Source organism: Tissierella simiarum (assembly GCF_018917865.1).
Taxonomy (GTDB): Bacteria; Bacillota; Clostridia; order Tissierellales; family Tissierellaceae; genus Tissierella_C; species Tissierella_C simiarum.
This window is the reverse complement of the sequence record NZ_JAHLPM010000004.1, coordinates 22,791-42,798: the sequence shown is the minus strand read 5'-3', so window position 1 is coordinate 42,798 and position 20,008 is coordinate 22,791. Positions and strand designations below refer to the sequence as shown.

Annotated in this window: 26 protein-coding genes; all 26 read right to left on the bottom strand. The window is 30.3% G+C overall.

All coding sequences use genetic code 11. The annotated features are described in order from the left end of the window. Position 1: 1 nt before the first annotated feature. On the bottom strand, positions 2–1,009 hold the full coding sequence (locus KQI42_RS05950) for a cob(I)yrinic acid a,c-diamide adenosyltransferase (protein WP_216517765.1): 1,008 nt from the start codon (positions 1,007–1,009) through the stop codon (positions 2–4). An 11-nt stretch (positions 1,010–1,020) separates the two neighbouring features. Continuing rightward, a complete protein-coding gene (locus KQI42_RS05945) occupies positions 1,021–1,284 on the bottom strand; it encodes a EutN/CcmL family microcompartment protein (RefSeq protein ID WP_281420321.1) in 264 nt (87 codons plus the stop codon). Positions 1,285–1,303: 19 nt separating this feature from the next. After that, a complete protein-coding gene (locus KQI42_RS05940; protein WP_216517761.1) occupies positions 1,304–2,113 on the bottom strand; it encodes a flavoprotein in 810 nt (269 codons plus the stop codon). A gap of 4 nt (positions 2,114–2,117) precedes the next feature. Continuing rightward, on the bottom strand, positions 2,118–2,945 hold the full coding sequence (eutJ, locus tag KQI42_RS05935; RefSeq protein WP_216517759.1) for an ethanolamine utilization protein EutJ: 828 nt from the start codon (positions 2,943–2,945) through the stop codon (positions 2,118–2,120). A gap of 11 nt (positions 2,946–2,956) precedes the next feature. Beyond that, on the bottom strand, positions 2,957–3,595 hold the full coding sequence (gene pduL / locus KQI42_RS05930) for a phosphate propanoyltransferase (protein ID WP_216517757.1): 639 nt from the start codon (positions 3,593–3,595) through the stop codon (positions 2,957–2,959). 20 nt (positions 3,596–3,615) lie between these two features. Beyond that, a complete protein-coding gene (locus tag KQI42_RS05925; RefSeq protein ID WP_216517755.1) occupies positions 3,616–3,900 on the bottom strand; it encodes a BMC domain-containing protein in 285 nt (94 codons plus the stop codon). 4 nt (positions 3,901–3,904) lie between these two features. Next, a complete protein-coding gene (locus KQI42_RS21775; protein ID WP_216517753.1) occupies positions 3,905–4,456 on the bottom strand; it encodes a BMC domain-containing protein in 552 nt (183 codons plus the stop codon). Between the two features lie 27 nt (positions 4,457–4,483). Then, a complete protein-coding gene (locus tag KQI42_RS05915) occupies positions 4,484–4,843 on the bottom strand; it encodes a glycerol dehydratase reactivase beta/small subunit family protein (protein ID WP_216517751.1) in 360 nt (119 codons plus the stop codon). Position 4,844: 1 nt separating this feature from the next. Continuing rightward, positions 4,845–6,662, bottom strand: coding sequence for a diol dehydratase reactivase subunit alpha (locus KQI42_RS05910; RefSeq protein WP_216517749.1), 1,818 nt, complete (start codon positions 6,660–6,662; stop codon positions 4,845–4,847). A 22-nt stretch (positions 6,663–6,684) separates the two neighbouring features. After that, the gene (locus KQI42_RS05905) at positions 6,685–7,215 is read right to left on the bottom strand and encodes a diol dehydratase small subunit (RefSeq protein WP_216517747.1); all 531 of its coding nucleotides are present in this window, start codon (positions 7,213–7,215) and stop codon (positions 6,685–6,687) included. Positions 7,216–7,231: 16 nt separating this feature from the next. Beyond that, complete coding sequence (locus tag KQI42_RS05900; RefSeq protein WP_216517745.1) at positions 7,232–7,891, bottom strand: propanediol/glycerol family dehydratase medium subunit; 660 nt, start codon at positions 7,889–7,891, stop codon at positions 7,232–7,234. A 16-nt stretch (positions 7,892–7,907) separates the two neighbouring features. Next, positions 7,908–9,569, bottom strand: coding sequence for a propanediol/glycerol family dehydratase large subunit (locus tag KQI42_RS05895; protein WP_216517743.1), 1,662 nt, complete (start codon positions 9,567–9,569; stop codon positions 7,908–7,910). Positions 9,570–9,600: 31 nt separating this feature from the next. Beyond that, a complete protein-coding gene (gene pduB / locus KQI42_RS05890) occupies positions 9,601–10,422 on the bottom strand; it encodes a propanediol utilization microcompartment protein PduB (protein ID WP_216517741.1) in 822 nt (273 codons plus the stop codon). 27 nt (positions 10,423–10,449) lie between these two features. Next, positions 10,450–10,725, bottom strand: coding sequence for a propanediol utilization microcompartment protein PduA (gene pduA / locus KQI42_RS05885; protein ID WP_216517739.1), 276 nt, complete (start codon positions 10,723–10,725; stop codon positions 10,450–10,452). Positions 10,726–11,087: 362 nt separating this feature from the next. Next, positions 11,088–12,218, bottom strand: a complete 1,131-nt coding sequence (locus KQI42_RS05880; protein WP_216517737.1) for a 1-propanol dehydrogenase PduQ — start codon at positions 12,216–12,218, stop codon at positions 11,088–11,090. 40 nt (positions 12,219–12,258) lie between these two features. Then, a complete protein-coding gene (locus KQI42_RS05875; protein ID WP_216517735.1) occupies positions 12,259–13,305 on the bottom strand; it encodes a response regulator transcription factor in 1,047 nt (348 codons plus the stop codon). A 46-nt stretch (positions 13,306–13,351) separates the two neighbouring features. Next, on the bottom strand, positions 13,352–14,611 hold the full coding sequence (locus KQI42_RS05870; protein ID WP_216517733.1) for a sensor histidine kinase: 1,260 nt from the start codon (positions 14,609–14,611) through the stop codon (positions 13,352–13,354). A 686-nt stretch (positions 14,612–15,297) separates the two neighbouring features. Further along, the gene (locus KQI42_RS05865; RefSeq protein ID WP_216517731.1) at positions 15,298–15,618 is read right to left on the bottom strand and encodes a CD1247 N-terminal domain-containing protein; all 321 of its coding nucleotides are present in this window, start codon (positions 15,616–15,618) and stop codon (positions 15,298–15,300) included. Positions 15,619–15,657: 39 nt separating this feature from the next. Beyond that, positions 15,658–16,215: an elongation factor P gene (gene efp / locus KQI42_RS05860; RefSeq protein ID WP_216517729.1), complete on the bottom strand. Its 558-nt coding sequence runs from the start codon at positions 16,213–16,215 to the stop codon at positions 15,658–15,660. A 4-nt stretch (positions 16,216–16,219) separates the two neighbouring features. Beyond that, positions 16,220–16,669, bottom strand: a complete 450-nt coding sequence (gene aroQ, locus KQI42_RS05855) for a type II 3-dehydroquinate dehydratase (protein ID WP_216517727.1) — start codon at positions 16,667–16,669, stop codon at positions 16,220–16,222. A gap of 41 nt (positions 16,670–16,710) precedes the next feature. Next, entirely contained in the window at positions 16,711–17,244 is a 534-nt protein-coding gene (locus tag KQI42_RS05850) for a shikimate kinase (RefSeq protein ID WP_216517725.1), read from the bottom strand. A gap of 13 nt (positions 17,245–17,257) precedes the next feature. Continuing rightward, a complete protein-coding gene (locus KQI42_RS05845; RefSeq protein ID WP_246566179.1) occupies positions 17,258–17,509 on the bottom strand; it encodes a late competence development ComFB family protein in 252 nt (83 codons plus the stop codon). Positions 17,510–17,543: 34 nt separating this feature from the next. Next, positions 17,544–18,578, bottom strand: a complete 1,035-nt coding sequence (locus KQI42_RS05840) for a hypothetical protein (protein ID WP_216517723.1) — start codon at positions 18,576–18,578, stop codon at positions 17,544–17,546. 17 nt (positions 18,579–18,595) lie between these two features. After that, a complete protein-coding gene (locus KQI42_RS05835) occupies positions 18,596–19,156 on the bottom strand; it encodes a prepilin-type N-terminal cleavage/methylation domain-containing protein (RefSeq protein ID WP_216517721.1) in 561 nt (186 codons plus the stop codon). Beyond that, positions 19,122–19,547: a hypothetical protein gene (locus KQI42_RS05830; protein ID WP_216517719.1), complete on the bottom strand. Its 426-nt coding sequence runs from the start codon at positions 19,545–19,547 to the stop codon at positions 19,122–19,124. The genes KQI42_RS05835 and KQI42_RS05830 overlap by 35 nt, the downstream gene beginning before the upstream one ends. A 17-nt stretch (positions 19,548–19,564) precedes the next feature. Then, complete coding sequence (gene comGD / locus KQI42_RS05825; RefSeq protein WP_216517717.1) at positions 19,565–20,005, bottom strand: competence type IV pilus minor pilin ComGD; 441 nt, start codon at positions 20,003–20,005, stop codon at positions 19,565–19,567. Positions 20,006–20,008: the final 3 nt, after the last annotated feature.

Here is a 20,008-nt window from a genome sequence, read left to right as displayed (position 1 = left end):
GTTATGATCTTCCCTTCTTAATTCTTTCTAAGACATACATTCCAACCTCCATATCTTCCTCTACAGTTCCACCACTGATTCCTATACCTCCAACAACTTTTCCATTATAGTTATATGGAAAACCGCCCCCGATAGCTACAATTCTTCCATTATTGGTAGTTTGAATTCCGTATAGAGGATTATTAGGACTAGATATCTGAACTAGGTCATGGGTTGCTGTTTTTAATGCACTTGCTGTAAATGCCTTATTTATAGATATATCAATACTAGCAAGAAGAGAATCTTCCATTCTATGAAATAATATTAGATTTCCACCAGAATCAACTGCTGAAAATACAATTGATAAATTCATTTCCCTTGCCTTTTCTTGAGCAAATTCTGCCATTTTCTTTATATTATCTAAATTAAATTCCATGCTATCTTTTTCTCCTTCTCCAAGCTGAAAGTTTTCTCTTATAATTTCAATAGCTTTCTTCTTAATACTTTCTATCTGGAAATAGGTCTCCTCTAATCTTGCTAAAGCATATATAGCATCAGATAATCTATTTATATATTTTAATAATTCTGGTCTTACACTATCTTGATCCCTAAGTTGAATAATCCTTCTTTCGGCTCTTCTTATTATGGTTCTAGCCATATGCATAGCAGATGAAGCTTCATTAACTCCAGGAACTATAAATTTAGTCTGTTTACCCACAACATTCACACATTTATCTATTATATTTTCTAAGTAAACTATGTCTTCCTCTGTGATTTTTCCTTCTAGCATGTGGATCCCTTTTTGGTCACTTGCTAGCTCAGCTCCTACTACAAATAGCTTTTCTTGAATCTTTCTTATATCTTCTTTTATATCCTTTATGGAAGTTTTAGAACAGGCTAGTCCAAGTGTTGAATTAGCCTCATCTATCGTTCCATAGCAATCTACTCTTAAACTATTTTTTTGAACCCTAGTTCCTCCAAATAGACTAGTATCTCCTTTATCACCCGTTTTAGTATATATATTAGCCATTAAACCACATCCTAAATATTCACTTCTACAGTATCTACTATTCCTACTATTGCAGCATCTATAGGAGCATCATGTTTATCTAATATGTTTCTAGCTGAACTACCTTTTGAAACTATAACTATCTCTCCAGCTCCGGCTCCCACAGAGTCTACAGCTATTTCTACATCTCCTTGAGGTATTAACTTTTCTGTAATTCGTTGAACTATTAAGAGTTTTGTACTTACTAACCTTGAATCCTTACTAGTAGATACAACACTTCCTATTACCTTTGCCAAATACAAATTTACCACCTACTTACATTTTAATTAACCTAATATTTCGTTTTTCAGCTTCTTCCTTAGCTAAATCAGTTATTATTACATCTTTCCTTAAATTTATTACATTATATATTGAATTATCTAGAATAGTACTTCTAGTTATTACCTTAGATTCTATGTTTATAACCTTGTTATCCTTAATAGACAACTTTTTCGACTCCCCTAATTGAGGAATTCCATAAGTCCTAAAAAACATTTCGTTGGTTTTCTTATCTAGGTTTTCTGATATAGTAAGGCTAACTCCATAGCTTTTTATTGCCTCTATGTTTTCTCTCAACTTTATCTTGTAACTTTCTGTAGGTGAAAATCCAAATTTATTTCTTTCTTCATTATCTGGACAGCATCCATTAATTGATGCTATAACGGGTCTTCCGTTCATTATAAATCTAGATATTATGCTTGTAGTCGGATTATCTATTATACAATTCGCAATCTTAGATGTTGTTTTAACAGTCAAGGTAGGAACTATTATAAAATTATTTTCCTCTAAGAGCTTTTCCATATTAAAACTAAAGTCCTCTGTTATAACATTATCTACTGATAACAATTCTTTTATCAAATTTACTGTAAGAGCTCGTTCTGCACCTTTTGACATTACTATCTCAAAGTCCCATCCATCTCTTTTTAAAGATTGTAAAGATTTTATTGATTGATTAAAGCCTATGGAAGCTCCAGTAAATATTACTATGGCTCTTTTCTTTCTCTCAATCAGTTTTTCTATTACTTTTTCAGCTATATATTCTACTAGAACTTCTTCCACTATTTTCTTTATATCAAGTTTATTCATATTATCACCTATTAAAAACGCATTTCATAGCTACCCCTAAGGGTGTCACTAGTAAAGGCTTGCACGGCTTAACAACTTTGACATCCAACTCTTTTTCAAACACCTTTTCGAAATCAGTAAAGGAAGTACTTCCGCCTACTAAATATACCTCATTTATATCATAGTTCCTAAGATGCTCTTTTACTATAGAAGCCATTTTTTCTACAACAGGTCTAATAATAGAAAAAACCTCTTGTTCTCTAGCTTTGTCCTTTTTATATATCTCTGCTTCTTCTACAGATATTTTGTTAGAACCAGCTAAAACTAAAGTCATATGGTTTCCTCCAGTAGGCTCGTCTCCTGTAAATACAACTTTACTATTCTTTATTATACTTATCCCTGTGGTTCCCCCACCTATATCTACTATGGCTCCATCGGTTATATTTAATATGCTAGATGCTGCTGTAGGTTCATCTACTACATTTATAACTTCCATATCTGCAGATTCTACTACATTGGTCATTATTTTAGCATTCCCTTCTATTATTCCTGGAGGTATTGCCGTTGCTGCATATCTAAATTCAGTAGATAAACGCTCCTCTAATCTCAATTTCAATTCTCTTACTATTGTTGTAGCTCCTATATAATCTACTACTATACCATCTCTAACCACTGAAGATGGATATAATTCTCCGGCTATTGGTCTATTGTTAGAATCAACAATAGCTAAAACTATATTAGCGGTGCCCAAGTCTACCCCCACTTTTAGTTCTCCTTCAAAAGGGTTATATCTTTTTTCTTCAATTAGTTGAGAAAACTCTTTTATGATTTTGTTACAATTATTTAAATCCAAAATATCACCATTTAAACTATTTTTACTTTGTCATTATTTCTTAAATTATAGGCATTTGATTCGTCAGTATCTATATGCATTTCTAATTCATATTTATCAGATACTCTAATCAATACATTGCCTAAAATCCCTCTCCTTATTCCGGGTACTTCTACATCTACTATATCTTTATCTTTAAGGTTTAATTTTTCAGCTATTCCCGGTGACATATGAATATGTCTTAATGCGGCAATAACACCATTAGACTTTCTAATGCTTCCCTTTGGTCCTATAATCTCAATTGGACATGAATCGTCTAAATTACCCGATTCTCTAATAGGAGGTTTTATACCTAATTGAAATCCATCCGTTATAGAAACTTCTATTTGAGTTTTATTCCTTAAGGGACCAAGGATTCGAATATTCTTTATTTCTCCTTTCGGACCTTTAATAGTTACAAATTCATCAGTTGCATATTGACCTGGTTGCTTTAAATCTTTTACTTTATTTAATTGATATCCAGTGCCAAAAAGAATATCTAAATCTTCCCTACTTAAATGGGCATGTCTATTAGAAACACCTATTGGAATTAGAATTTCTTCCTTTTTATTCATTTCTTCTATAACTAATTTAGTTATTAAAGATATTAATTCTTCATTAGACGTATTCATGTTTTCTCCTCACCTTAATATTATTCTGCTTTTCCTACCTTTGGCAATATCTTCTCAACATCAACATGAGGTCTTGGAATTATATGTTTAGATATAAGTTCACCAACTTTTTCTGCTGCTGCTGCTCCTGCATCAACTGAAGCTTTTACTGCACCAACATCTCCTCTTACCATTACAGTCACTAATCCTGAACCGATTTTTTCATACCCTATTAAGTTTACATTTGCCGATTTAGTCATTGCATCAGCAGCTTCTATGGCTCCAACTAATCCTTTTGTTTCAATTAATCCTAAAGCTTCTCCCATTTCTTTAGTCCTCCTTTATTTTATTCTTTTTATAATGTATACAAGTACTTACTAGTTCTCCTTTTTTCCTTGTACACTTTGAATCCTTACAAATATTACAACTATATTTTTTTTGGTTTATAGCTAATTGGTCATCAGAGTTTTTAAATGTTTTTTTTACATTATCCTTTATTAATTCCATTTCTTCTTCAGTTTCCTTTATGGTTTCTATTTCTTTTAAATCTTTAACTATATCTTCCTCTTCAGATTTATCTTCCATTCGATCTTCTACAGATTTAAGCCCTATAGTTTCTTTATTTCTAACTAACATTTCTATTTCTCTGTTGGGTCTTGCTATAACCTTACTAAAAAGAACTTTATCTATAGAAGTCGCTGCATCTACTGCTGCTTTAACAGCTCCCACATCCCCTTCTATTTTAACTACAGTCATACCAGAACCTTTTGTAAATTCATATCCTATTAACTCTACATTTGCAGATTTAACACATACATCCGCTACTTCTATAGCAGTTGCAAGTCCTAAAGTTTCAATTATTCCAAGGCTAAATCGGGACATATAAGCACCTCCTTTTCAGGAAATCATTTATATTTTCTTAAAAGACATCCTCTTTACAAGTCTTGCAGCATTAGCTCCCAGTGATCTAAGCAGATGACTATCACTTTGTAATTTGATTCTAAATAGAGGAGATAATTTATCTAACCTTTCATAATGAAGTGCTATTTCTTCTTTATTTATCCCTAAACCAACTCCTAACCTAGAATCTTTAGAAGCATTGTAACTTAAAGTTGTTACATCATCTATATTCATAGAATGTACTTCATATGGTATACCTTCTTCTTCTATTCCATATAATAAAAATTTAAATTCATCTTTATTAATACTATCTTTTTCATAATAAACCTTTATTGTTGGTTTAATCTCTAAGTTCACTTGGACACCCATATTATTCATCCTTTTCAACCATAGACAATACAAGTCCTGTGGCCACTGCATTTCGAGGTCCCTCTATCCCCCGTATATTAGCTCTTCCTGCTACTACATTATAATGGGATAATGCATCTGTAATTAGTTGAGGTATCTCAAAATCCAAAGCAGAGCCTCCCACCATAACTACAAATTCTATATCTCTTAAATTGTTTGTAGGGCTTACTTTCCTTAAAGCCCTTATAGCATTAGTAACAAATACTTTCTCTTTAGAAGTCCTTCTCACACTTATAATCTTTTCTAAAGAAAGATTTTCTTCTATGGGAATCATTCCACCTTTTTTTAATAAAACTACCTTAGAAAAAATTTCTGGCTTTAATGGTTTTTCAAAAAATTCTACAGAGCCATCTTCATGTCTTATGTGAAAAAGGCTTTCTACTTTTGCTAAAGGATGTCTTTTTATATCTTCCGCTAACTCTAAATCTTCAAGTCCTAATTCTGTTTTTATAAGCAATGTTACCATATCACCAGCTCCTGCTAAATGAATGGATTTTATTTCTCCATTTTTATCTATTACAGATGCATCTGTAGACCCTGCTCCCATATCTAAAATTGCTAAAGGTTTATTAGTTCCTGGAGTTGTAAGAGCCCCCTTAATAGCCATATCAGCCTCTACTCCTCCAACTTTTACTTCTACTCCTATTTTCGTTGATAGTTCTTTTGCTATCATTTCCATCTGCAACTTGTCAGATTTTACCATCGCAGCAACTCCCACGGCATTCTCCAAGAAAAATTCATTGGCAAGTCCGCCTTTTACCTTCTGAGGTATAAAAGTATCTACCGCAAGTAAATCCTGAATTTTTATAGCCTTGGGATGCTGTTCTGTTAAATTAGACATGACTTGTCTAACTTTTTCTAACATACCTCCAGCATTAGTTCCTGGTTCTCCCTTGATATCTTCAATACTATCTATAGAATTTATTGCCGACATTATCATTTCGGCACCTTCATCTACATTTATCTTTGCTTTCTTTTTAAAACTTATAACCTCTATACAGCCTGCTGGTATTCTTCTTTCCTTCACATCACCTTTAGGAGTTTTTATTACAACAGCTGACCTATTTCCTATCAAGGCTCTAGCAATAGGAACTACCTGTTTTGCCTCGTCAGAATTAAGATTAAATACAGTAGCTATACCATAAGGATTTGATAAAACTTCTACAGTTCCACCTACTTCTGCTACTTCTACTGCAGACAACATTCCGATAGGTACTTTATCTATTAATTCAACTTCATCTACTATTGGAATCTTTTTATCCAATCTATTATTTATAAGAACTCCATCATCATTTTTAACTATGGCACCTCTTATATTAACTTTAGACTGATAAAAATTTATAATCTTAGCGGCCAAATTAAAGCTCACTTCTGGAGGAATAACGACTATATAATCTTTATTATCCTTAATTTCACTTAATTTCTCAATTCTGATAGTTTCTCCAACTCCTATTCCCACTCCTCCAGGAGTAGAAGGGTTGTGCCCTATCATAGTAGATTCTGTTATTATAGTTTCCGTTATAGTTTCCATAGCTACATCACCTATGACAGGAGCTGCTTCATTTATTCCGATTTTGTTTAAATCCTCCACTGTCAACCCTGCTTTTTTTAGAGCCTCCGTTATAGACTTAAACAATCCGTTTATATTTTGTTTTGTGCCTTTAATCCCTGTTGTAGAAACTATATTGCTAGATAAAAATTCAACTTTACCATCATAAGCTCTAGCTAAAGCCACTTCCGTACTTGCATTTCCGATATCTACACCAGCAATTATTTCCATAACACACCTCCACCTTAGGATTTTATAAATCTTTCCTAAGTCTTCCTCTCACCTCATATACATCTGCTGCTTCTCTTATGAAATTTGCATTAATTCTGCAATTATATTTTTCTTCTAATTCTTTTGCTATATCATATAATTCATCTTTTGAAGATCTATATGGTCTCAATGCATTATATATCTCAAGTAATCTATCGTCAGGTACTGATATTAACTCTGATGCTCTTCTTAAATTGTTAGCAAAAGCATGCCTATTTACAGATTCAGCTACTTGTGCCTGCATCTCTAAGGTTTCTGAAGCTATTCTAATATCAGAAGAATTAATTTCTTCGTTTATTACTTTATCCAATGTAATTTCCGTAAGTAACTTTCCTGTAGGAGTTTTTATTTTTTCTGGTATCTTTTCCCCTAAAGGATAGCTGGAAGCATCAATCTCACTTGAATTGTTAGCTAGAGTTTTTATATCATTGGAAATTTTAGCTGTATCATCTCCATTGTTAATATTCTTCATAACTTCTTCAATAATTTGTTTTAATAATCTTTCTTGATCCATCTTTTCACCTCCCATATTATTTAAACTCTACATTAAGTTCCTGAGGTTTTTTATTTCCATCTACATATTGAGTCTCTTTAATATGCAATAAAGCTGCTATTGCTTGATATTTTGGCCTAGCCATTTGATCATTTCTAACTGGAACAGGGTTCGGTGATTCTCCTTTAGCGTACTTTGCAGCATTTCTACCTATCTCTCTAAATGTCTCTAAGTCTAACAATGGTGCTTGAGGAAATAACTCTAAATTACTAAGTGGAAATAAATCTTTCTGATGTATTACTGTTGTACCTTTAGATTGTATTCCAATTCCAATTCCAGAACCACTTAATTTAGCTGAATCATGGGCAACAAATGCAACATCTGATGATCTATACACTCTTATAATCCTATAGTTTAAACCTTCTTCTTCTATACCTGCTATAATTTCTCTTAGAACTTTATAGTGAGGAATTCCAGTAATTGTCTTAGTCTGATGTACTCCAAAAGCTGGCGCCACTCCTATAACAACTTCATTAGGAAGTGTCCCTTTCTTAACATCTCCAATTTCCTTAATTTCCATATTTGATATTTCTTCTGGAATAAATTCCTTTTTATTGGAATCAATCGTATTATCTAAGTTCATTTCCTTCAATACTTCTTCTACAATATTTCTCAATAATTTTTCATCAATAGCCATACTCTCATCACCCCCACTAAAAATCTTCTGGGCTTACTGCATTGCGTATGTTACTTATTTCAGCCCATTTTTCATCACTTATTTGATATCCTGTTTGAGGTCCTGCATAGTCATTAGGATAGTTAACAGCACTAATAACTCTGAAATCCTTATTTACAATAGCAGATGTATGAAGATAATCACCAGCTACTCTTTCTTTAAGCATGTTCAGTACACTTTCTGCAATATCCTCAAATCCAGCGCTATATAGAGCCTTAACTATATCAACACCAGTAACTCCTCTGTTCATTATTTCCTGAGCGGCTTTTAAATCCTCAACTACATTTCTCTCTGGCATATCCTTGCTTCCATTAGCATATGTAGCAGCTTCAACTTCTTCATCTGTAATTTCTGGTAATCCTAACTCTCTAAATAATCCTTGAATAACTTTTGCCGCTTTATTTCTAACTTTAACAACTTCTTCTTCGGTAACTGGTACTAAGCCACCATCTATCTTTAAATCTCTTTGTATAATATTCCAATCATCATAGTCTTCAGCATCCCAATTAGAGCCAGCAAACATATTATCATAGTTTGGAGTAGCACTATATCCAGAACATATAAAATCTGTTCCAGGTACTAATTGCATCAAAGTTCTAGCTACTCTTCTTAGATCTGAATGAGTAAATGTTTGATCATTACTTGAAGCACACTCTAAATCCAACATCATAGCAATTAGATTTTCAGCTAGTATAGCTCTTATTCCACCTGGAACTCCTGCTGGAACTCCCACACAACTTACTGCACCATTTTGAGTTCCCTGAACTCCAGCTCCTTTTGTTACATAAAGGCATCTCGCTTCAAGGTATAACATGGATTTTCCTTCTGAGTATCCCATTTGAACTTCTGAACCTGTTCCAGAAGTAAATCTCATCTTTAACCCTCTAGAAGCATAACAAGATGCTAAAAATGCTTTAGACCAAGGAGTATCATCTCCATCCATAAATACAGCTTCTGTTCCATAAACAGAAACAGTTTCCGCATATGAAGTAAAGCCCCTCATTCCTAAATTTAATTCTGTAGCTTCTTCTACTGCACATTGAGTAAGAACTCCAGGTCTTCCTACCTGAGCACCTACCAATATTCCTAAAGCATTAAATGGAGCATATCTAACTATACCTACAGTTGTTTCTTGCTCATCAAAACCCCTTATAGCTGCTTCCGCTGCATCTGCTGCAATTTGTATAGGATTGTCTCTTAAATTAGTAACATGACATTGGTTAGTAGGTATCTTTCTAGCTCTCATCTTCGTAACAGCCATCATCATCTCTAGCACGTTCATTTTACTAACTACTTCCACTATTTTTGCAGGAGTCATAGATAATGTTAGGTTTAGAATTTCTTTTCTACTTACATTTATATCTACTAATTTTTTAGCCAATTCTACTGAATCCATTGCCATAACTTTCTCTGCATTATCTATTTTTATCGCATAATCTGCAATAAAAGAATCCAGCATATCAAAGTCTTTTCTCTTCTTACCATCTAACTCTACTATTTTCCCATTTTCTATCTTTATACTAGGCCTAGGATCATTAGGACTATCCATAGCTATTAATCCAACTTCTGCCCATTCTTTAATATAGCCGTCTTGATTTACGGGTCTCTTTGCTAATATTTCAAACCTCTTAGATTTCAATATTTTACACTCCTTTCATCCCTATACATTTCTATATATAAGGCACTGTAGAAGATTTTATCTCTTCATCATTCAATGTTCCAAGCAACTGTTTCCCAACATCTCTAGCTGCCACTATAGCTTGTCTTACTGCACCAGAATCTCCTGAGAAAGTACATATTACCTCATTAGAATAGCTAGTTCCTCCATTTCCTGGAGTAGCATATCCCACAACATCTACAGTAGCTGCTTTTACTGCTGTATCTGCTAAAACTACACCTATAGCTGCTGGTCCTCCAACTGTTATTCCAAAGGATTTTCCAATAGGTGCTCCAAAAGCTTTATTTAATGCATAACTAGCTCTAGCTGTATATTGGAATTCTAAATGACCAGCAGAGGTTGCGTACACATCTCCAAAAGTTCTTTCTAATTCATTTAAAGTTACCTCAACTGCCCTTCTAGCATCTGAAACATCTTCTGCTCCAAATATTATCAAAGATCCATGACCTGCTCCACCTTCAGTATCTCTTGGTAATTCTATTAATAATATTTCAGTATTAGTAGCCTTTACAGCCTCATCTGCTGCAAATATATGAGGTCCCGCACCTGTTCTACCGCCAACTATACCTATTGACTTGTATTTTTTATCAATCTTCATTAATTCATGTAACTGATAGTCAACATTTGCAATTACCAAACCAATAGTATTTCCTATAGCAGTTCCTACAAATTCTGTTACCTTACATTCTTTTTTATTGCATGAGTTCACTTTTTTATTATCATCTTCTACAGAAATAGTTTTACAAGTATTTTCTTCTGTTCCCATTTTCCTCATCACTTCATCCATTATTTTAGTTATGAATTCATCCTTCATAAACTATCTCCCTCCATTATAATTTTATTATTCTTTCGGTAAAATTTTTTCTATGTCAGTATGAGGCCTTGGTATTACATGAACAGATACTACTTGTCCTACCTTTTCTGCTGCAGCAACGCCTGCATCTGTAGCAGCTTTTACTGCACCTACATCACCTCTTACCATTACTGTGACTAAACCTGAGCCAATTTTTTCATAGCTTATTAAGTGCACATTTGCAGACTTAACCATGGCATCTGCCGCTTCAATTGCTCCAACTAATCCCCTAGTTTCAATCATTCCTAAAGCTTCTTTTTGCATGGTATTCCTCCTAATTCTTCATAATTTCCTCTAAGAATGCAAAGATTTATAATGGTCTTTGCTTCTTAAATATAAGTTATAATATTAATTATTTATAATTTTACTTTATAATATTTCTTTGAAAATCACTTGACTATTATATGTAAATTATTGAATCACAGTCTATTTAAATGTAATTTTTTTATCATTGTATGGCATAAATTTATCATTTTTAAAAATAAGAAAAGCATCTATTGATGCATTATTAAGGTAGATTTTCTTGAAACTCATTGACGGAAAGTTCCTATATTGAAAAAGAAAAAGTAGAACTTTCCTATTCGTTATAAAAAAACAACTTCCTTCGTGGAAGCTGCTTTTTTGTTTTATATTAATTTATCAATTATTTTATCTATATCTTGTGCTGTAGGTTTTTTAGGATTAGTCTGAGTACATACATCAGCTAATGTGGTTTTTATCAACTCTTCTTTTAACTCCTTTACTATCTCTTCTGATATACCTAGTTCTGTTAACGTTCTAGGGATTTTTAACATTCTTTTTAAATTATTTATCTCATGGATAAGATTGTTTACTCCTATTCTCACATTTTGTGCTGGTAAATTTAATATTTTAGCTATATCATAGTATTTTTTTGCTGTTTCGCTGTATTTATTTATACTGCCATTGCTTAAATCCGCATTATACTCTATTACTAATGGAAGCAACATCCCATTTATTCTACCATGAGGAATCTTGAACTTTCCTCCAACAGCATGGGCAATTCCATGATTTAATCCTAAAGAAGCTACATTGAAAGCTAGTCCTGCCATACAAGAAGCATTATGCATTTTCTCTCTAGCAACTAAATAATTTCCTTGTTTATAAGCTATAGGTAGATATTCAAAAGAAAGTTTTAGTGTTTTTTCTGCGAAGGCATCTGTAAAATCTGTAGCATTAGTGGATACATAGGCTTCTATTGCATGAGTTATAACATCCATTCCAGTATCTGCAGTAATAGTTTGAGGGGCAGAAGCTACCAATTCAGGATCTAGTATAGCTATATGTGGTGTCATGTTTTTTGACACAAGTGGATATTTTTTATTATTGTTTCTATTGGTAATAACCGAAAACATAGTAACCTCTGAGCCAGTTCCACTGGTTGTTGGAATTGCTATTAGCTCTGGACTTCCATAATCTCCTATTTTATTAGATAATTCTTTAATTGCCTTTCCTGCATCTATAGGAGAACCTCCACCTATGGCAATTATTACTTCAGGTTTTGACTTCGTTAATTTTTTAATACCTTCTGCTATGGTTTCTACAGGAGGATCTGGTTTTATATCGCTAAAGATATGAATATTGCAATTTTCCAATTTACTACTAATTTTATCTACAATACCAAACTTCACCATAAACTCATCTGTAACGATAAGCACATTTTTGTTTCTAATTTCTTCAAGCTTGTCTAATGATCCTTGTCCAAAATAAATATCTGTATTTATATTAAAATTATTCATCTAAAAAATCCTCCTGTAAAATAAATTTCACTTGTTTCTTTTATTTCTTTTTTAAAGCTTCTTCTCTATATTTTGAAGGAGTAATGCCTACATTCTTTCTAAATACTTTACTAAAATAGTTTGGTTCATTATAGCCTAATTCCATAGATATATTTTTCATAGTCATATCAGTATCAGATAACATTTCCTTGGCTATTTCAATCTTTCTATTAGTTAAATAATCTATAAAATTTATTCCCATCTCTTTTTTAAATAGCTTGCTTAAATAGTATACATTTCTATTTGAATAGTTCGCCACATCTTCCAATGTAACTCCTTTTTTTATATTAATCTCAATGTAGTTGATAATCGATTTTGTACTTTTTTCAGAATTTTCTCTCTTATTATCTAAATCCAAAAATATTATATCTATCATTTTTTTTAAGTCATTGTATAGCCTATACTTCTTTTTATTGTAAATATTAGAATCTATTATTTTGTTTAACTCAATATTTAGTTCGTCTATGGCACTTACTCCCATGCTTTTTGCCACATCTATTATTCCCATGCCAAATAATTCTAAGGACTTTGATATTAGATTATTGTAATATACTGACTGATAAACTTCATCTATATAATTTTTTACTATCTTTATAGATTCAATATAGGATTGATTATAGATTTCTTCTTTTAGTTTTAAAATATATTGATTATATTCAGATATAACCTTATTGTCATCTAAGCTATTTAGATGTTTTTCTACAGACTCTATTAAAACTGAAGGTCTCACGGGTTTAAGTAAATAATCATCTACTCTAAGTTTTATAGCAGCATGAGCCATTTCAAATTTATCATAAGCTGTAATTATTATTACATTTGATTTTGGATGTTTAGTTCTTAAATACTGTACTACCTCTAATCCATTTATACCAGGTATATTTATATCCATAAAAGCTAAATCTATTGTTTTATTATCTATAATCTCTATAGCTTCATAACCATTTTTAGCTTCTCCTACTATTTGAACATTCTTTATATTGTCTAGTATCATAGATTTTAATGCAAATTTCTCTATTTCTTCATCTTCAACTATCAATATATTATACATTTTCCTGCCTCCTTTTATTATTGTAGGAAAGCAAAGAATATTATAATTACAGCAAGTTTGGAGTACCTTTTAAAGGAATTTTTATCTTTATAACAGTTCCAGCTTCAACTTTATTAGGACTGATAATTTCTAATCCATATTCATTTCCAAAAAAGTGAATCAATCTTTTATTGACATTAGATATTCCTATAGATTCTTTTGATATATTTTTTTGATTAATATTCGAACCGTTCATAGATAATAATTCTTTTATTTTTTCTTCTGGTATTCCATCGCCATCATCCTCTATTGTTATTATTAAATCTTTATCATCATCATAACCTTTAACTTTAATATTTCCACCTGTCACTCTTACTTCTACCACATATTTTACACTGTTCTCAATTAGAGGTTGCAATATCATAAAAGGACATTCTACATTATTGTATTTTTCAGGAATATCTATACTATAACTCAATCTTTCCCCTAATCTTATTTTTTGTATTTTAAAATAATTATTACTATGAGTCATTTCATCTTTTATCTTTATAAGCTGAGAGTTGTTTTTTTTAAGAACATATCTCATCATCTCAGAAAAAGCATATCCTATTTCTTCAGTTTTCTCTGCTTTTTCTATATATGCAAGTCTACATATTGTATTTAAGGCATTAAATAAAAAATGAGGATTAATTTGATACTGTAACGCTTTAAGTTCTGATTCTTTCAAAGATTTTTCTAATTCAATTCGTTTTTTCTGTTCTTCCATTTGCTTCATATATTTATTGTTCAGCTTTTCTTTTGCAATATTTATATATTCCTTTTCAACTATATATTTAGACATTTCATGTAAAGTATATGCTGTTGAAGATATTTTATCAAAAGGAACTTCAGGTATTTCATCATAGGCATTTTTCAATTCTAAGTTACATTCCCAGCCATTAGTTTGAGATAATATCAAATCCAACTCTTTTTTACGATTTTCCTCAACTTTAACTTGCCCTGACAAAACTGCACCTAAATACTTTCCCTTTATCATAATAGGAATAGCAAAATCCAGTAAACCAGTATGACATATATAAAAATATGGTTTTCCAGTAATCGCTGCTTTGATCCCTCCATATTCATCACATTTATAACATCGTTTCTTATATTCTTCAAAATTTCTCAGTTTGTCACAAAAATTAGTAAATCCACTATACCTAGTAACAGGGTTTCCTTTATGGTCTACAGTAACAAAAGAAAGATCTGTAGCTTTTGCAAAATGATCTAATATATTTTGCATCATTTTTAAATCAATAAGGTCATATATTTCCATGAAATTTTCCAATTAATCACCTTCTTCCATAAGTTCTTTACACGAACACCTTTTTATATTATATCAAAAACTTGTTAAATAATTAGCTTGAAATTCTCCACCCACTATTGCTTTGAAATTAAATCCTATTTATTCTAAAGCAATTTGTTAGATTTAATCCTTTACTCATTGCTAATTACTTTTTTAATATCCTTTAGTATAATACAAAAAGTGGGATGATTAGGTATAATTGAGAAATATATTTATTATATGTCTTTTGTAATTTTTTACGAAGAACATAAAATAGGTTGTTAAATATTTTTTAAGTGTTGTAATTATTATAATCTTCCTTTCTAGAGATTCCCTTGTGTAGTGTTTAACATGCTGCTAGAAAATGGGCGACTTTTTTATTAATGATTTTAGTTATTAAACAACCTAATAAATATGTAATACTAATTTAGTACTATCCCTAAAAGCAAAGTATGTATGATGAATCTTATGTTAATTTACCTTTTTAACTTTATTATTAATAATTTTTTGTTTCTTATCAAGGTTATTTTTTGTTAATATATGTTGAATTTTTGACATTTCATTTTCTTATACAATATTGCTAATATACTTAAGGTAATAAAATATAGAACGGGTTCATTAGAATCCGTTCTATATTTTAACAATTTCTATTCTTTAATTATTACTTCAGTTAATTTAAAAATAGTTTCTTATTCTTCTTCACAACAACTACAACCTAAATCAACACATTCATCATAATCATCATAGTCTTCATAGTCATCGAAATCATAATCATCATCTTCGTCTGTTCCATATAGTTCATCTTCAACATCAGCTAAATCTTCATCAATAAAAGTAACATATTCTTCTAAATCTACTTGATTATCTATTACTTCATCAAGAACATCTGCAAATTCTTCTAAGGTATCTACTATATGTAGAAGTAATTTACCTTCTTTGCTATCTTCTTCAATACCTAATCCTTCAGCTAATCCTTTTAGATAAGATACTTTTTGCATTAAATAATCCATTAGTTATCCCTCCTAATTTTATTTTAAAAATATTATTGCCTATACTCTAGATAAATAATCACCAGTTCTTGTATCAATTTTAATTCTATCTCCAATATTTATAAATAATGGTACATTTATAGTAGCACCAGTTTCCACAGTAGCTGGCTTAGTAGCGCCACTAGCAGTATCACCTTTAACTCCTGGTTCAGTACTAGTTATAAGTAATTCAACAAAATTTGGTGGCAATACTTCAAATGCCTTTCCTTTGTAAAATCGTATAGTTGCATTGTCATTTTCTTTAATATATACCATTGCTTCTTCTACTGCTTCTTTATTTAAAGGTAATTGCTCATAAGTTTCTAAATCCATGAAATAATATAGTTCACCATCATTATATAAATATTGCATTTCTTTAGTTTCAATAAGAGCTTTTTCAAATTTTTCACTTGGATTAAAAGTTACTTCTTTAGTTCCACCAGTCATAACACTTTTAATTTTAGTTCTAACGAAAGCCGCTCCCTTTCCAGGTTTTACATGTTGGAAATCTATAATTTGATATACATCTCCATCCATTTCAAAAGTTAATCCTTTTCTAAAATCACTTGCTGATATCATTTATTTACCTCCTATCAATATTCCTATCTAATAATTTTAGTGCTTCCAATGCTAGTATATAGCTGGAAATTCCAAATCCACTTATCTGCCCCCTACAAAGAGGTGCAATAACAGATTTACTTCTAAAATCCTCTCTGCTATAAATGTTTGATAAGTGAACTTCTATTACAGGTACTTTTAGAATTTCGACAGCATCTCTAATGGCAATGCTATAGTGAGTAAATGCACCAGGATTAATGACTACACCACTAACTTCATTCTCTAATGTTTCCTGTAATTTATCAATTATTTCTCCTTCATGGTTAGACTGAAATATTTCAACATTCATACCTAATTCTTTGGCCCTTTGTTTTAATAATCTGTTTATACCTTCTAGAGAAGTCCCACCATAAATATATTTATCTCTTTTTTCTAGTAAATTTAAATTGGGACCATGAATAATGAGTATTTTCATATATTATATCTCCTCATCTATCAGTTTTATTATACCAATCTCTATAATTTACCACAAGACATAAGTTTATTAAAAATCTTGATAATTTCATCTCCTATTTCCTCGACAGATTTATCATCTACTAAAATAATATAATCAGCAGAAGAAAAATATAGATTTTTTCTATTATTATATAAACTTGTAGTTTTTTCATATAAATTAGAAGTGGATTTAAGTAACGGTCTGCTGACACTAGACTTCTTTATATTGCTCACAATAATATCAATTGATCCATCTAGAAGAAAAACTATACCTTTTTTCTTTAGGTCTGTTATATTTTTATGATTCAATATAATTCCTCCACCAGTGGAAATAACCAGATCTTCCTTAGAAGAAATCTTTTTTACAACTTCTCTTTCCAAGTTTCTAAAATGTTTTTCTCCAAACTTTAGAAATATATCTTCTATAGATAATTTCATATTATTGCTTATTAAATTATCCGTATCCGTAAAATCTTTTTTTAACTTATAAGAAATATACTCTCCTATAGTTGTCTTTCCTATTCCACTCATTCCAATCAAAACAATGTTTTTCAAAAAAATCACCTATTTATTCATGTTTAGGATTTTTGCTCACTATATCCATAGCCTTTGCAACAACCATAATAATATCTGTTTCAAACTGATAGTTTAAATTTTTTACCCTTCCATATAAGCCACCGGCTTCAGTAACTACATATTTAGGTGGTAAACTATTCAAAGCAACTGCAGCGATATCAAATTTACATTTATTACATTTACAGATATCTTCCCTTTCATCCATAAGTTTATTTACTCCATACAATACACTATCTTCTAGCAAATTACGAAGTTCTATATTAAGTCCCTCCTTAAAATTAAAAAATTTTTATTACATCTATCTTAGGCTCAATAAATCCTGGTAAATATGTACCATATTTATAGATTATTTTACTATCATATAGTATATCGATTTTATTTTCTAAAACATCATGATCTAAACAATCTTTTAGTAAGATAATTCCTTTCATATTAGGTTTTTCTTTCGATTCTACCGTAATAATACCATTATTGACAATAAGTATACCGTTAAAATTAAAGGCACTAGAAATAATAATATCACCTTCCACATAGATAATACCATTCATATCTATTTTATCCTCTACGGCATCCTGTGAACCAATAATTAGATTAATAGGCTTATTTATTTGATTCTTTATAACGATAAATACCTCATTATTAGAAAAATTTTCAATACGAGGAACCAGTAAATCATTCCTAAAACATTGAATTTGATAATTTTTTTTATCTACTTTATTTAAAACAATAGTTTCATAATCTATAGTTTCTAATCCAAAAATTCTTAAAGATCTACCACAATTATTTATATCAATATTTTTAATTATATTATCTAACAACTCATTAAAATCATGAAGCGACTCTTCTATTAAAAAATGTTCTCCAAGTATAGGCAATTTCATTTCAAAAAAATGATTTACTAAAGTCCCATAGGAAGTAACTTTTGTATAAATTTCTTTCCATTTACTTTCAGCAACAATTTGAAAATTCTTTCTCATATCTCGATCTACAAAATCAATGGATATCTTATTATAAGTATCACCGTTTTCTAGATCCTTTTTATTTAATATAACTTTTCTCGATAAAGGTTTTATAGATTCTTTTCTAAATTCGTCTAATATTATAGGATACAACTGATTTATATAGTATTCATCTTTATATAAACACATATAAATTTTTCCTTCACTTAAATAGTAAGATTGAGTATTATTATTGTTATAAGTTAGTATTAAATAATCTAGTTCAAAAATATAAATTAAGTAAAGAGAAATCATTATTGTTATAGTCATCACTATTAAAGCAATAATATAAATAAATCCCTGTTGCTTTAACATGGCAACACCCCATTAAATTAATATTCAACAGGACAGCGAATGAAAATATTTGTTTTAAACTCTAGGACTTTTCTATTATTATAACTCATAGTAATATTTAAATAAATCATATTTTTACTAAAATCAACGTTTGTCCTCTCTATGGTATCTACATATTCACATATTTCATTGAATCCACTAAAAGTATTAATGGAAGGATATTTTTTCGTTACTCTTTTATCTGTAATTCTTATTAATTTATCATTAGATAGATAGTATGTAATATATTGATATTCATTAGAATTGTATCTTAAAATAACAAAACCAATATTGTTTGGATAAGTAAAATTAAAATCATCTATTTTATTAGAAGATATGATTTTATCAGCAGTTTTGATTTCGGTTTTAATAAACTCTATTCCATATCTCCCGTTTAGTATTATTTCATCCTTTCTATTTCCGTCTTCCCACGCACTAACACAAAAATTAAGAACTGAATATAGAGAAATGATTATTAAAGAGATTAAAGATAAAATTAAAAGAATTTCAATCAGAGTGAATCCCCTACTTTTTTGGTAAATAGACTTTATATTCCACATTCTTCAATCTACTCTCCTCTTCTTTAGGGTAGACAGTAACATAAAGTTCCCATATATCAGAATGATCTCCATTTTTTAAAACTGTACAGTAATAGTCAAACTCTTTGTCTTCTCTAGGAAGAGTTATCTTTACTGAATCATTTAGCCTTAGTTCTTCAATTAAATGATGTAATTTCATATCAAAAATATAATCGTCTTCTAAATAGTCATCATTAAAAGCTTTAATCTTTTCAACAATCATTTCTCCTATATAGATCATTTCCATTTTATCTTTTAAAATATTAAAATTATTATATACAGAACTTATTGTAGGTAAAGCAGTAACTGCTATAATACCTAGCAAAAATACGCCTATTAAGACTTTAAAGAATAAAAAGCCTTTTCTTTTCATAATAACCAACCTACTTTTTAGTTAATATAAAAATTTATCTTACCAGTAGCAGGAGTTATAGTTATTTTAATAGATTCTTTTTTACTATTAGTTAAATAAATTGTACCTCCCACACTGGGAGATCCTGTAGGATAAAAATTAATTGAATTATTAAAATTATTTCTAAGTACAATTGTACCGTATTTAAAGGACACGTCTTTAACTATAACAGGTATTTTATCTGCCTTAATTATAATATACCCGTTATTCTTCTGATCAATAGTCAAATTGTATATTTTGCGTTGAACTATAGCATTATTTCTGGCATAGGCTATATCCCTTTTAAATTCTCTAAGTTCTTGTTTTTCTTTCATATAAGTTATATATTTTATATTAGGCAATCCAATAACTAGGAAAAGAGATAACAAGGCTAATACTAATATTAACTCAATTAAGGTAAAACCTTTTATTCCATTCAATTT